9 protein-coding genes are annotated in these 14,795 nt (G+C 38.5%); all 9 read left to right on the forward strand.

What is annotated here, in order from left to right:
• Window positions 1-70 precede the first annotated feature (70 nt).
• From N5O98_RS07030 to N5O98_RS07070, 9 genes are read left to right on the forward strand one after another with little or no spacing between them, the layout of a single operon-like run.
• Window positions 71-1,369 carry a family 10 glycosylhydrolase gene (locus N5O98_RS07030; protein WP_022199525.1) on the forward strand — a complete coding sequence of 433 codons (1,299 nt, stop codon included), beginning with the start codon at window positions 71-73 and terminating at the stop codon, window positions 1,367-1,369.
• 33 nt (window positions 1,370-1,402) lie between these two features.
• Window positions 1,403-3,376 (forward strand): glycoside hydrolase family 97 protein, encoded by a 1,974-nt coding sequence (locus tag N5O98_RS07035; protein ID WP_004308405.1) that lies wholly within the window; start codon window positions 1,403-1,405, stop codon window positions 3,374-3,376.
• A gap of 12 nt (window positions 3,377-3,388) precedes the next feature.
• Window positions 3,389-4,777, forward strand: coding sequence for an SGNH/GDSL hydrolase family protein (locus N5O98_RS07040; RefSeq protein ID WP_004308404.1), 1,389 nt, complete (start codon window positions 3,389-3,391; stop codon window positions 4,775-4,777).
• A complete protein-coding gene (locus N5O98_RS07045) occupies window positions 4,774-6,246 on the forward strand; it encodes a calcineurin-like phosphoesterase C-terminal domain-containing protein (protein WP_004308403.1) in 1,473 nt (490 codons plus the stop codon). Before N5O98_RS07040 ends, N5O98_RS07045 begins: the two co-directional genes overlap by 4 nt.
• Before the next feature lie 25 nt (window positions 6,247-6,271).
• A complete protein-coding gene (locus N5O98_RS07050) occupies window positions 6,272-8,275 on the forward strand; it encodes a glycoside hydrolase family 97 protein (RefSeq protein WP_004308402.1) in 2,004 nt (667 codons plus the stop codon).
• Window positions 8,276-8,282: 7 nt separating this feature from the next.
• The gene (locus N5O98_RS07055; RefSeq protein WP_050428077.1) at window positions 8,283-10,466 is read left to right on the forward strand and encodes an alpha-N-acetylglucosaminidase; all 2,184 of its coding nucleotides are present in this window, start codon (window positions 8,283-8,285) and stop codon (window positions 10,464-10,466) included.
• A gap of 21 nt (window positions 10,467-10,487) precedes the next feature.
• Window positions 10,488-11,939 carry a calcineurin-like phosphoesterase family protein gene (locus tag N5O98_RS07060; protein ID WP_032855801.1) on the forward strand — a complete coding sequence of 484 codons (1,452 nt, stop codon included), beginning with the start codon at window positions 10,488-10,490 and terminating at the stop codon, window positions 11,937-11,939.
• Window positions 11,940-11,943: 4 nt separating this feature from the next.
• The gene (locus N5O98_RS07065; RefSeq protein ID WP_004308398.1) at window positions 11,944-13,344 is read left to right on the forward strand and encodes a DUF5009 domain-containing protein; all 1,401 of its coding nucleotides are present in this window, start codon (window positions 11,944-11,946) and stop codon (window positions 13,342-13,344) included.
• A gap of 18 nt (window positions 13,345-13,362) precedes the next feature.
• Window positions 13,363-14,433 carry an SGNH/GDSL hydrolase family protein gene (locus N5O98_RS07070; protein WP_004308397.1) on the forward strand — a complete coding sequence of 357 codons (1,071 nt, stop codon included), beginning with the start codon at window positions 13,363-13,365 and terminating at the stop codon, window positions 14,431-14,433.
• Window positions 14,434-14,795: the final 362 nt, after the last annotated feature.

The raw sequence follows: 14,795 nt of genomic DNA on the forward strand, positions 1-14,795 counted from the left end.
TTATTCTCGATTTCAGACTGTATTTTTTTCTAAATATCAGCCTGAAGTCGGGAAATAAAAACAATAAAGTATGAAATACATTCCAAGCATTTTATTATTCTTTTTTCTTCTATCATTTAGTAGTTGTTCTACAAAGACTGTAGAATCCGAGCTTCCCGAGCCAAATCCTCCCACTCCTGTCATTCCGGAAGAACCAACTCCTGAAAAAGAAAAAATGCTCTGGTTTGATGCAGAAGCAAATTTTGAACGTTTCTCAAAAAAAGAGAATATCACATATTATCTTGATCTCGCCAAATCAACAGGTTTTAATAAAATTGTAGTCGATGTGCGTCCTGTACAAGGCGATGCCCTGTTTAAAAGTTCCTATTTAACCCCATTGACCGATCTTGCCGATACACATATCGAAAGAGATTGGGATTATCTTCAATTTTTTATTGATGAGGCTCATAAACGTGAACTTAAAGTTACGGTCTCTGCTACTATATTTACGGCAGGCCTACCTTCTTCTAAAAATGGTATGGCGTACCGTGATGATACATGGGATGGAAAAACTTGTTTGGAATATACCAAAGATCAGGGTTTGATAGATATTAAGGACGATAAAACAAAAGTCTCCGCCTTTTTAAACCCAGTTTTACCGGAAGTACAAGACTTTTGTCTGAATTTTATAAAAGAGTTAGTTACAAATTACAATTTTGATGGTTTTGCCTTAGACTATTGCCGTTATCCGGGAGATGAAAGTGATTTTTCGGAGGCAACAAAAACGGCTTTCGAACAATACATCGGAAAGCAATTAGATCGGTTCCCGGATGATATTTTCATTTGGAATACAGATGGCACTAAACGGACAGGGACTTATTACAAGAAATGGTGGGAGTTCCGCTCTATGGTCATACGTAATTTTGTAGAACGGGTGCGCACAGAAATTAAAAACATTAAACCGGATATTCAATTAGAATATTGGGCTGCCTCATGGATTCATGCTATTTATGGGCAAGGACAAAATTGGGCATCCACCGAATACGATTTTTCCAAAGAATACAGTTGGGCTTCACCTGAATATAAAAATACAGGTTTTGCCGGATTGTTAGACACCTTTCTATGTGGAACTTATTTAACCAAAATATTTGGATTGAACGATCCCGAATCCATAGAATATGGAATAGCGCGTGCACAACGCATTGTTCATGGAGCATGTAAAGTCTATGGCACTTTGTATGCTTTAAATCATAAGGACAATATAGCAGATGCTGTTTATGTCTGTCTTTCCCAATCCGAAGGATTAATGGTGTTTGACATTGTGCAAGTAATAGAATTCAATCAATGGACACCCATTAAAGAAGGAATTCAACGAGCAGAGAGTCTTTAAATAGAGAATATTCAATAAAATATAATATATAAAATGAAACGAGTACTTATATTATTACACATTATTTTATGCACATGCATAGTAACTCAAGCCAAAAACTACACTGTAAGTTCACCGGATGGAAAAATCAAGGTGACGGTAACAGCCGGAAAACAATTGAGTTGGAGTATTAATTACAATGGTGAACGTATACTAAATCCCAGTCTGATGCAGATGGATATTGAAGGGCAGACTGAACAACCGGGAGTAAATCCGAAAGTAATAAAAGCTAAAACACTTAAAGTAAATTCGGAGCAAACAGCTGTCATTCCACTTAAACAAAGAATTATCAAAGATCAATATAACCAGTTAACTCTGACTTGTAAAGGTAACTACGCAATAGTCTTCAGAGTATATAACAATGGAGCCGCTTATCGTTTTGAGACTTCATTAAAGCAACCTAAAGTTATTATTAATACCGAAACTATTGAACAGAACTGGACTGAAGGGTGTAAGCTATATTGGCCAAGAGAAAAGAATCAAGAATACCTCACACACTGCGAAGCCATTTTTGATGAATTAAACATCTCCTCGCTCACTAAGGATATGAAAGGCTATCTACCCATTTACCTCTCTACTCCTAAAGGAACGAAAGTTGTTATTATGGAATCCGATCTTTTCGATTATCCCAATCTATTTTTAACGGGTGATCGTAATAACACGCTATCCGGTGAATTTCCTCCTGTAGTTTTAAAAAGTGCCTTAAAGGAAGGTGCCGACCGTGACGAAGTATTATTGGAGAAAGCCTCTTACATTGCTGAAACTGAAGGAACAAGAACTTTCCCTTGGCGTGTGTTAATGATTAACGAAGACGACAAAGCGGTTATTGAAAATAACTTAGTGTATCAATTAGCCTCTCCATCTGTTACTCAAGACACAGACTGGATAAAACCCGGAAAGATTTCTTGGGATTGGTGGAGTACATTGAACGTATACGGGGTAGATTTTAAGGCAGGTGTGAATACGGATACCTATAAATATTTCATTGATTTCGCTTCAAAATACGGAATTGAATATATTTTATTAGATGAAGGTTGGTCAGCCGGAACCTGGAATATTAAGGAGCCAATACCCGGATTGGATATACCGGAACTGGTACGATATGGAAAGGAAAGAAATGTAGGTCTTGTATTATGGACTTTATGGAACCCACTTGATAAAGAATTGGACGAAATTCTGGATGTTTATGAAAAATGGGGAATCAAAGGTATAAAAGTAGATTTTATGCAACGTTCGGATCAATATATGGTTAATTTCTACGAACGGGTAGGAAAAGCCGCAATGGAGCGTAAATTACTCGTTGATTTCCATGGATCTTTCAAACCTTCCGGTTTACAGAAGAAATATCCCAATGTGATGACTTTTGAAGGTGTACTTGGATTAGAGCACGATAAGGATTCAAGAGATATTAATCCGGTACATGACTTGATTCTTCCGTTTACAAGAATGGTAGCCGGTCCGATGGATTATACTCCCGGTGCAGTAAACAATGCAACAGCGGAAGACTTTTACATCAATTTCGTACATCCGATCAGTCTAGGTACACGCGCCCATCAGGCAGCTTTATATGTAGTGTATGAAAGCCCGTTACAAATGTTAGCAGATTCTCCCTCAAATTATTATAAAGCTCCAGAATTTGCCTCTTTTATTTCCCGTATACCTACCATTTGGGAAGATACTAAAGCTATAACAGCTAAAATCGGAGAACAATTAGTTATTGCCCGTAAGAATGGTAAGAATTGGTATTTGGCAGGTTTAACAGACTGGAATGCCCGTAATATTGAAGTGAAACTGGATTTCCTTGAAGCATCCAAATATAAAATGGAAATTTTCAAAGACGGTGTGAATGCAGACGTTTACGCCTCGGATTTTAAAACAGAAGAAGTAATGGTTTCAAAAGATGAACTAATTAACATCACCATGGCTAAAGGTGGCGGTTGGGCAGCAATTCTTACTCCAGTTGAATAAAAAGGTTTAGTAATGAAGAAAATACTATTTATATTATATACCTGTTGCATTTTATCGTTTCCTGTAAGTGCGCAGCAAATTCCGTCATTTAAAGCAAATGACAGAATTGTTTTTCTTGGAAATAGTATAACGGAAGGAGGGCATTATCATTCTTATATATGGCTGTATTACATGACGCACTTCCCCAATTTACCTCTTCGTATGTATAATGGAGGAATTGGTGGTGATTGTGTGAGCCACATGGTTTATCGTTTCGATTCAGATATTAAAATCAAAAAGCCGACCTATTTGATCTGTTCTTTCGGGATGAATGATTCCGGATTCGACGGATATAATAAGCCCGGATATGATAAGTATGCGAATCAGCAGGTAGAGTATGCTCACACAGAGTTTGAAAAACTGCAACGGCAGATTCTTGCTGACAAAAAAATAAAAAGCGTAGTACTTCTAGGTTCTCCTCCCTATGATGAGAATGTGAAATTGAAAGGAGTAGAAGCACTACACGGAAAGAATGAGACGATCAAACGAATTATTGAAATGCAGGCAGAAGTTGCCCAAAAGAGAGGATGGGGATTTGTCAATTTCAATACTGTGATGTGCGGGTTGAATAAGCAGATTCAGCTATCTGATTCTACAGCTACTTTCTGTGGCGGTGACCGGATTCATCCTGATAAAGACGGTCATATGGTAATGGCATACTTATTCCTGAAAGCACAGGGACTTGCAGGACAGGAAATCGCTTCTTTCCAAATCAATGCCACTAACAGGAAAGCAATGGAAGAGCGAAACTGCCGAATATCTCATATAAAGAATGAAAATGACACAATATCTTTCAGATATTTATCCCGTTCATTGCCTTTCCCTATCGACACGATTCCTCGCTGGGGAACGAAAGGTACAGCTCGGGATGCTATCAGACAAATTCCCTTTATGCAGGAAATGAATCAGGAAATAATGAAAGTAACTGATTTGCATGGCATTTTCCGGGTTACTATTGATGGAATAGAAATTGGCTGTTGGAGTGGCGACGAATTGAGTAAAGGAGTTAATCTGGCAGAAATAACATGTACGCCCCAATACCAACAGAGTCTGTCTATCATGTATCTGAATGAAGAAAGGTGCGCCATAGAAAAACGTTTACGTCAGTATATGGCTATGCAGTATGTCTTTTTTAAACATAGAGGATTACTTTTTGCAGATAATAAAGCTGCTCTTGATGCTGCCAAAGCGGAACGGGAAAGTCATTATCTGGTGAAGTATTTATATACCAATTATACTCAAGCCATGTTTCCGCAGATACGTGAAGCCTGGCAGGCTGAAATAGCCCAGTTGATAACTCAAATATATAAAATAAACAAGCCTCTTACGCGTTTGATTAAAATAGAAAGGATTAAAGAATGAAATTAAGACTATTATTACTTTTATGTCTGTTCCAATGGAGTATTTCCTGCGTTAGTGTACAGGCTGCAACTACTCCCGTAGTCTATTACGGGAAAGTACTGTCCGGAGGTAAGGGAGTGGCTAATGTACCTGTGACAGATGGTACGCAGATTGTCCTTACAGATAAAAAAGGACGATACTCTATGACAAGTACCTCTGATGCAGAATACATCTATATTACCCTTCCTGATGGCTATGACGTTCCGATGAAAGGTAAAGTCCCTGTATTCTTTCAAAAAGTGCCTGCTCAACCTTCAAAGAAAGTACATTTTGATTTTGAGCTGACACAATCATCTACGAATAACCAAAAGCACGTTTTGGTTGTATGGGCTGACCCACAAGTGTATTTTGACGAAGAAATGCCACAAGTACGGGAGGCCTCAAAAGATGTGAAAGAGCTGTTGGCAACTAGTTATCAGGGAATCCCTGCGTATGGAATAGTGTGTGGAGATATTATTGGTGACATCAATAAAAAGCCCAGCTATTTTGCGCCCATGATAGATGCAATAGCCGAAACGGAAATTCCCTTCTTCTATGTAATTGGAAATCATGACTTAGATTTAAATGTACGTTCCAATGAACATGCACGTACTACTTATAAATCTTATTATGGTCCCACTTACTATTCATTCAATAGAGGAAATGTGCATTATGTTGTTCTCGATGATATTTTCTTTATTGCAAAAAGCTATTTGTATGTTGGTTATCTTACCGAACAACAACTCCAGTGGTTGGAACAGGATTTGAAACAAGTCACTCCGGGATCCACAGTAGTAGTTGCTACACATATCCCTACCTATTCAAGAGAAGCACGCCGAAAGGAATGGGGAAAGGAGTCTACTATGAAAGTAATGAATAACCGCTCTCATTTGTATGAGTTGCTAAAACCTTATAATGCTCATATCATGTCAGGACATGAACACTATAATGAAAATTATGTGTTGGCAGACAATCTTTACGAACACGTGCACGCCCCCTTGTCAACACTGTTTTGGCAAGCTCCCTGGGCTTGTGATGGAACTCCGGGTGGATATGCCGTCTACGAATTTGACGGAGGTAAAGTTAACTGGTATTACAAATGCGTAGGAAGAGATAAGGACTATCAATTTGAACTTTATCCGGTAGGTGCCAGTCGAAATAAAAAGGAAGCAGTGGTGGCAAATGTCTGGAATTACGACCCAACCTGGAAAGTGAAATGGTATGAAAACGGTATTGACAGAGGAGAAATGACTCGTTTTTCCGGATACGACCCTGCTATTTATGAATACTGTGATAAAAACAGTTCTACATTTAAACATAAGTATTTGGGAGCAGACATTACTGAACACTTGTTTTATGCGGTTCCTGAAATGAAGGATTCCGAAATACGTGTAGAAGTTACAGATCATTGCGGTAATGTATATACCCGTAAAATGCAGCAACCTAAATAAGCAAAAATATAAAAAAGGAAAGAAGATGAATCGATTAACTGTATTAAGGAGAATATTTTATATTCTGGGAATCACCAGCCTCCTTTCAGCTTGTAGCCAAACTGATAATCTGGTACTAAAGTCCCCGGATGGTAAGATACAACTAACAGTCACAGAGAATGATAATACAATATCATACGCAGTAAATAAAGAGAATGAAACCATGATACTCCCTTCTAAATTAGGGTTTATCCTGGAACATGGAGATAGCTTGAACCATTTTGTAATTAAAGGCACCGAACGTTCCTCCTTGGACGAAACTTGGGAACAACCTTGGGGAGAGAGCCGATATGTACGGAACCACTATAATGAATTGAAAGTACTACTTCAAGAGGTAGCAGGAAAACGTAAACTTAATGTAATATTCCGTCTCTTTAATGATGGTATCGGATATCGTTATGAGTTTCCGCAACAGGAATCCATGGATTCATTAGTTATTATGAGCGAAGCAACAGAGTTTAAAATGCCGCGTATACATAAAGCTTGGTGGATTCCCGCATCCGATCCATATTATGAATGTATAGCAACATTCTCTCCCATAAATGAACTGGATACTGTACGCACTCCTCTAACAATGGAAACTGCGGAAGGAAAGTATCTTGCCATTCACGAAGCTAACCTGACAGATTATCCCAAAATGAATCTGACAGTCAAGGATTCTACCACACTCTGCGCTTCATTAGTTCCTTGGTCTAATGGAGTAGCAGCGTATATCAAAGCTCCATTTGTTACCCCTTGGAGAACAGTTGTTATTGCTGATAAACCGGGTGATCTGGTTACATCTTATTTGATGTTGAATCTCAACGAACCCTCCAAAATTAAAGATACTTCCTGGATAAAGCCAGGGAAATACATCGGTATATGGTGGGAAATGCATTTGGGTAAAGGAACATGGTATTATGGTCCTAAACACAGTGCTACCACTGCTAATACAAAGAAATATATAGACTTTGCATCAGAGAATGGTATCTCCGGTGTGTTAGTAGAAGGATGGAATGTCGGCTGGGAAGGAAACTGGATGAAACACGGGGATTCTTTAGACTTCACCAAACCTTATCCGGATTTTGATATTAAGGCAATCACTGATTATGCCCGTGAGAAAGGCGTAGAATTGATTGGACATCATGAAACAGCAGCTGCTACCCGCAACTACGAGAACCAACTGGACAAAGCCTTCGCTTTCTATCAACAATATGGAGTGCATGTCGTGAAAACGGGATATGTGAATCGTCTGATGGACTTTAAAGAAGCTCACGACGGTCAGTATGGTGTACGTCACTATCGGAAAGTGATAGAAACTGCTGCCAAATATCAAATAGCTATTGACAACCACGAGCCTGTTATGCCTACCGGTATTGAGCGCACATGGCCTAACCTTATGACCCAGGAAGGTGTGCGCGGACAGGAACACAATGCATGGTCTCCCGATGGAGGAAATCCGCCGGAACATACAACTGTTATTCCTTTTACCAGAGGATTAGCCGGGCCCATGGACTTCACATTCGGAACTTTCAACTTTACTAACGAAGCATATCCGGGGACTCGTGTCAATACTACACTTTGCAAGCAATTAGCACTATTTGTCGTGATCTACAGCCCCTTACAAATGGCCTCGGATTTACCAGAAAACTACAAAGGCATCAAAGCGTTCGATTTCATTAAGGATGTACCTACCGACTGGGATAAAACTTATGTAGTAGATGCCAAAATTGGTGATTATTCCGTCTTTGCGCGGAAAGACCGTAACACCAGCGATTGGTATGTAGGCTGCATCACAGACGAAAATGCAAGAGAGCTAGATATTCTTTTGAACTTTTTGGATGCGGACTCAAAGTATACTGCTCAAATATATGTTGACGGTGACGATGCGGAATGGAAAACGAATCCGACTTCTTTCAAGTATGAAGAGAAAATAGTAACAGCTTCCGACATGCTTCATGTCAAACTGGCAACAAGCGGTGGATGTGCTATTCGTTTTATCAAACAATAATATGATTATGAAGAAAATACTAAGTATACTCCTTTTTCTAGTTGTTGTCTGCCAAATACGTGCGGAAGATACTAATATCACTACCATGCATAAAATGACACAACGGTTGTTTCCTCAACAGGCTTCATCTTTTGATTTTCGTCTGTTGAATGATACTTCTGCAGATACTTTTACCATCAAAAGTGAAGGGAATAAAATTATTATTTCCGGAAATAACGCCAACTCTATGGCTGTAGGTTTGAATCATTATTTGAAAAACTACTGTCTGACCACTATTTCATGGTATAAGGATGATCCGATAGAATTACCTAAAACTCTCCCTTCCATATCAACAGAAGTCACTGTTAAGGCAAATGTCCCAACCCGTTTCTTTCTAAACTATTGTACGTTCGGGTATTCAATGACTTGGTGGAAATGGAGTGATTGGGAACATTTTATCGACTGGATGGCTTTAAATGGAATCAATATGCCTCTAGCTATTACCGGTCAGGAAGCTATCTGGTATAAAGTTTGGAGTAAACTGGGATTGACAGATGAAGAAATACGGGGATATTTTACAGGTCCTGCACATCTTCCATGGCATCGAATGTGTAACTTGGATGGTTGGCAAAGTCCTTTACCTAAAGAGTGGTTGTCAAGTCAGGCAGCGTTGCAGGAACAGATTGTTGCCCGTGAACGTGAGTTTAATATGCGACCTGTATTGCCGGCTTTTGCCGGGCATGTACCGGCAGCATTGAAACGGGTTTATCCCAATATAAAAACAACCAGAGTAAGCGAATGGGGAGGATTTGCCGATCAATATCGTTGCACTTTCCTTAATCCTATGGATTCTTTGTATGCGATCATACAAAAAGAATATCTTACCGAACAGACTCGTTTATATGGCACAAACCATATCTATGGCATCGATCCGTTCAATGAAATAGATCCTCCTTCATGGGATGCCGATTCTTTGGGAATGATGGCTAAGCACATCTACGAGTCTGTGGCTGCTGTAGATCCGGAAGCAGTATGGCTACAAATGACATGGTTGTTTTATGCTGACATCAAGCATTGGACCACTCCACGTATCAAATCCTATCTTCGTTCTGTGCCTCAAGACAGATTGATTCTATTAGACTATTTCTGTGAATATACAGAAATCTGGAAACAGACAGACAGTTATTTCGGTCAACCTTATCTTTGGTGTTATCTGGGCAATTTTGGTGGCAATTCCTTTCTGTCAGGTCCGGTAAATTTGGTGAGCGAACGATTGGCAGATGCTTTAAAGAATGGCGGCAGTAATCTTAAAGGAGTAGGTTCCACTCTCGAAGGCATAGACCTGAATCAGTTTATGTATGAATTTGTTCTTGACAAAGCATGGAATGGAGGTCAAACAGATAAAGAATGGTTCTTTAAACTGGCAGACAGACGAATTGGCAAGATATCTCCCGAAGCGAGAAAAGCATGGGAAATACTAGCAAATAAAGTGTACGTTCAACCGGCACAAGTGGGACAAGGCACACTCACCAATGCGCGCCCTTGTTTGAAAGGAAATGGACACTGGACTACCAAACCTACGATTGAATATCAACCCAAAGATTTAGTTGAAGCATGGAGATTACTGTTATCAGTAAAAGACTGTCAACGAGATAGCTATGAGTTTGATTTGGTCAATATTGGACGACAAGTTTTAGGGAATTATTTTAATGTAGTCCGTGATGAGTTCACCCTTGCATATGAAGCGGGAGATATACCGATGATGAAAAACCGAGGGAATAAGATGAGAGAGATTCTTGCTGACCTTGATAAACTCGTTAGCTGTCATCCAACTTTCTCATTGCATAAATGGATCACTGATGCTCGTGATATGGGACATGATGCCGCTTCTAAAAACTATTATGAAATGAATGCCCGTTCTCTGATTACCATTTGGGGAGATAGCTATCACCTGACCGACTATGCTAATCGATCATGGGCAGGTCTAACCAATCAATATTATTCTGTTCGGTGGGATCATTTTATAAATGAAGTAATCGAGGCTGCTGAAAAGAAGAAGAATTTTGATGAAGAAGAATTCTTTAATCAATCACGGATGTATGAAAACGAATGGGTAAATCCGAGTAACAGAATCAGCTACAACGAAGGCGGTGACGGAATAAAACTTGCCCGCCAAATCTATAAAAAATACGCAAAAGAAATCATTCGATAAAATTATAAAGTATACTTCAATATGAGAACGAATAAACTACACTTGTTTTTATTTCTTTTAATGTATTTCTGCCTGAACCTTTCAGTTCAGGCGGAAGCCTCTATCAACATTATCAAAGGCAAAGTTACCTGCGAAGGTAAAGGAATCGGGGGAGTAATGGTTACCGACGGTCATATATGTGTGCAGACCGACACTTCTGGGAAATATAGTATCCCCACTTTGGGAGACAGTCGTTTTGTATATATTTGTACTCCTTCAGGCTATCTGACAGACCGGAAAGGAACTATCCCTTCTTTCTATCTACCTATTGATTATTCTAAAAAGCAAAACTATAATTTTAATCTGAAGAAGAATCCCAAAGATGATGTTTCCCATGTTTTTGTAGCTCAATCTGATATACAAGTTACTTCCAGAGACGAACTGGCTATTTATCAACATGTAGTCGACGATTGCAAACAACTTCTCTCTTCTTATGCAACAACAGAAGTTTTTGGAATTGATTGTGGAGACATTGTAGGCGATCATCAAGAATTATATCCCGATTATTTGAAAAGAGCCGATCAACTGGATATACCTATCTATCGTGTAGTTGGCAATCATGATATGAATTATGACGGTCGCACGCATGAAACTTCCTACAAGACTTTTGAAGATACTTTTGGTCCTTCTTACTATTCTTTTAATAAGGGAAATGCCCATTATATTGTAGTAGACAATAATTTCTTTATCGGACGTGATTATTTCTATATGGGTTATCTGGATGAGAAAACATTTGCATGGCTTGATAAGGATTTATCATACGTACCGAAAGGGGCACTCGTATTCTTCATTATGCATATCCCTTCCCGCCAAACAGAAAAACAAGAAGCTTTTTTGTATAACTATGATATGATTGGTAATCAGATGGTCAACGCAGGTGCACTGCATCAGATGTTGAAACCCTACAAAGCACATCTTATCACAGGACATACTCATTACAATCTTAATGTCGTATTCGATGAGAATCTGATGGAACATAATACGGCTGCAGTTTGTGGTACGTGGTGGAAAGCGGATATTTGTCTGGATGGTACTCCACGTGGTTATGGCATATATGAAGTAAATGATAACGATGTAAAATGGTATTACAAAAGTTCCGGATATCCCAAAGAACATCAATTTCGTTCTTATCCTGTAGGAGCTTCTAAGGAACATCCGTCAGATATTATTGCTAATGTATGGAACTGGGATAAACTGTGGAAAGTGGAATGGCTGGAAGACGGTCAGTTGATGGGAAACATGACACGATATACTGGTTTAGATCCATACGCATCAGTAGTATGTTCGGACCGGGAAAAGATGGTATATACATGGATTACCCCAAGACCTACCCAACATATGTTTCGGGCAACTCCTAAAAATAAAGATGCTCATATAACGGTTAAAGTAACCGACCGTTTTGGCAAAGAATATATTCAAACAATCAATCCATAGATATATGAATAAACGTGCTTATGCTTTAGATGCCCTACGAGGTTATGCCATCATCACGATGGTGCTTTCGGCAACTGTTGCATGGAATTCTCTACCCGGATGGATGTATCACGCACAAACTCCTCCTCCGGACAGAGCTTTCGATGCCAGTTTATCGGGAATCACCTGGGTGGATCTTGTTTTTCCATTCTTCCTGTTTGCAATGGGTGCTGCTTTCCCTTTCTCGATCAAAAAAAGATTTGAGAAAGGGGATACTAAGTTACGATTAGTATATGAAGCTATCAAGCGAGGTGTGCAATTGACTTTCTTTGCTATTTTTATTCAACATTTTTATCCGTATGTTTTAAGTAATCCACAAGACGTGCGTGCCTGGTTATTATCCATTCTTTGTTTTATTATACTATTTCCTATGTTCATTCGCATCCCTCTGAAAATGCCAGATTGGATGCGTACAGTTATCAAGGTAACGGCCTATGTAATAGCCATTGTCTTGTTACTGACAACTCAATATGCAAATGAAAGAACTTTTGATGTATCATTCAACAACATAATCATATTACTGCTGGCAAATATGGCTGTTTTTGGTTCGGTCATATATATTTTCACAATGCAAAATCTCCGGGCACGAATAGGTGTATTACTAATATTGATGGCTTTGTTATTAAGTGGACAGGTTGACAATTCCTGGACACAAGCTATATACACCTACACACCTCTACCTTGGGCTTTTCATTTTGAGTATTTACAATATCTCCTTATCGTGATTCCGGGAAGCATCGCCGGAGAGTATTTGATGGAGTGGCTGAAGCAGCACAATGATTCGTCTGTTGAATCTACAAATAAATGGAAAGCTATCGTAATGATTCTTTTGACATTAGCTATAATTATTGTAAATTTGGCAGGACTTTATACACATTGTACAGTCTTGAACCTGATAATAAATATTCCGTTGCTGATAAGTGGAGTCTTTTTATTGAGAAAGGGCACAGGATTTATAAAGCTTTGGAGAGAACTTTTTACAGCCGGAGCTTTCTTAGTTGTTTTGGGATTATGCTTTGAACCTTTTCAGGGAGGTATAAAAAAAGATCCCGCCACTTTGAGTTATTTATTTCTCACTTCAGGTCTGGCATTTATGGCTTTATTGCTTTTAAATGTGATATGTGATTATTTTCGTTGTGTAAAGAGTACCCGTTTTCTTGTAATGCCCGGACAAAATCCCATGATGGCCTATGTAGTAGGAGATCTGTTGATTATGCCCGTAATCAATTTATTAGGAATTGCATCATTGCTTGTTTATTTCAATGAGAATGCATGGATGGGATTTTTACGAGGGGTAGTATTAACGGCATTATCAGTATTGGTAACTATGTTCTTTACCCGAATAAAATGCTTTTGGAGAACTTAAAACAATAATATTCAAAATATGAAAAGAAGAATTTGTGTTTTTATAATGCTTTTTTTGATGTGTCATATATATGCCCAACTAGTATATCATGATGCATCAAAGTTCCCTCTATTAGGAAAAGCCACCGAAGCCACCGGAGCACGATATGAAAGACTTCCGGATTCATTGAAGAATATCTCCCGTGCTCCGTTATGGAATTTAAGTCGTAATTCTGCCGGAATGGCGATACGTTTTCGCAGTAATTCTACCACGATAGCTGCAAAATGGGAAGCTCTTATCAATTTTCATATGAATCACATGACTGACACAGGTGCAAAAGGCTTAGACCTTTATTGTCTTCAGAAGAATGGGGAGTGGCGTTTTGTAAACAGTGGTCGTCCAAATGGAAAAACAAATCAAGCAACAATCATTGCTAACATGCAACCGGAAGAGAGAGAATATATGCTTTATCTTCCTCTCTATGACGGTTTGGTTTCCCTATCTATAGGGATTGATTCGTTAGCTACTATCGATCAGCCTTTAATTGATTATCCGATTCGCCAGAAGCCGATTGTATTTTATGGAACCAGTATTCTTCAAGGAGGTTGTGCTTCACGTCCCGGAATGGCACATACAAACATTATATCAAGAAGACTGAACCGTGAATGTATCAATCTGGGATTCAGTGGAAATGCACTTTTAGATTTAGAAGTTGCCAAAGTGATAGCCGAGGTAGATGCCAGTGTTTTTGTTTTGGACTTTGTGCCTAATGCTTCTGTAGAACAGATGAAAGAACGCATGGAGACATTCTATCGTATCATTCGTAGTAAACATCCGGATACGCCAGTTATTTTTATAGAAGATCCTATTTTCACTCATACACTTTATGATGAGAGAATAGCTAAAGAAGTGCAAAGAAAGAATGACACATTAAAGGAGATATTCAATCGGCTAAAAAAGGAAAATGAGAAAAATATCATTTTAATCTCTTCAAAGAATATGCTGGGAGAAGATGGAGAAGCCACAATTGATGGTATTCATTTCACAGATTTAGGCATGATGAGATATGCAGATTTAGTTTGTCCAATCATTAAGAAAGCAATCAAATAAAATAGTGACGCTATCGGCTCGGTATAGCGTCACTATATGAAGCTTATAGCAACGCTATCCTATTGACATAGCGTCACTATTTTTAATACTCCTAATAGATGGCTTTTTATATGTTATATCGGTAAAAACAAATCTCCAAATATCAAAATGGTAAAATATCATTTTGGTATTTGAATGATGCTATAATTGAATTTATTCAGCTTGTTAACTGGACATAGAAAAGAATCGCGTAGATTAAGCATTAGTATTATTCAGAAATTAAAGAAATCCTTCCTTTATAGAGCACAATCATTTCTATTTAATATCATGCATTACATAGTGAATATATTTATCAATCTTTTCGTGCTTTTTGTTTAATAAAA

The sequence above is a fragment of the Bacteroides sp. LFL-34 genome (genome assembly GCF_027257075.1).
Taxonomy (GTDB): domain Bacteria; phylum Bacteroidota; class Bacteroidia; order Bacteroidales; family Bacteroidaceae; genus Bacteroides; species Bacteroides ovatus.

Excerpts from the sequence above, each read along its gene's own strand:
- N5O98_RS07030 (WP_022199525.1), top strand. The coding sequence starts at position 71 with ATGAAATACATTCCAAGCATTTTATTATTCTTTTTTCTTCTATCATTT.
- N5O98_RS07035 (WP_004308405.1), top strand. The coding sequence starts at position 1,403 with ATGAAACGAGTACTTATATTATTACACATTATTTTATGCACATGCATA.
- N5O98_RS07040 (WP_004308404.1), top strand. The coding sequence starts at position 3,389 with ATGAAGAAAATACTATTTATATTATATACCTGTTGCATTTTATCGTTT.
- N5O98_RS07045 (WP_004308403.1), top strand. The coding sequence starts at position 4,774 with ATGAAATTAAGACTATTATTACTTTTATGTCTGTTCCAATGGAGTATT.
- N5O98_RS07050 (WP_004308402.1), top strand. The coding sequence starts at position 6,272 with ATGAATCGATTAACTGTATTAAGGAGAATATTTTATATTCTGGGAATC.
- N5O98_RS07055 (WP_050428077.1), top strand. The coding sequence starts at position 8,283 with ATGAAGAAAATACTAAGTATACTCCTTTTTCTAGTTGTTGTCTGCCAA.
- N5O98_RS07060 (WP_032855801.1), top strand. The coding sequence starts at position 10,488 with ATGAGAACGAATAAACTACACTTGTTTTTATTTCTTTTAATGTATTTC.
- N5O98_RS07065 (WP_004308398.1), top strand. The coding sequence starts at position 11,944 with ATGAATAAACGTGCTTATGCTTTAGATGCCCTACGAGGTTATGCCATC.
- N5O98_RS07070 (WP_004308397.1), top strand. The coding sequence starts at position 13,363 with ATGAAAAGAAGAATTTGTGTTTTTATAATGCTTTTTTTGATGTGTCAT.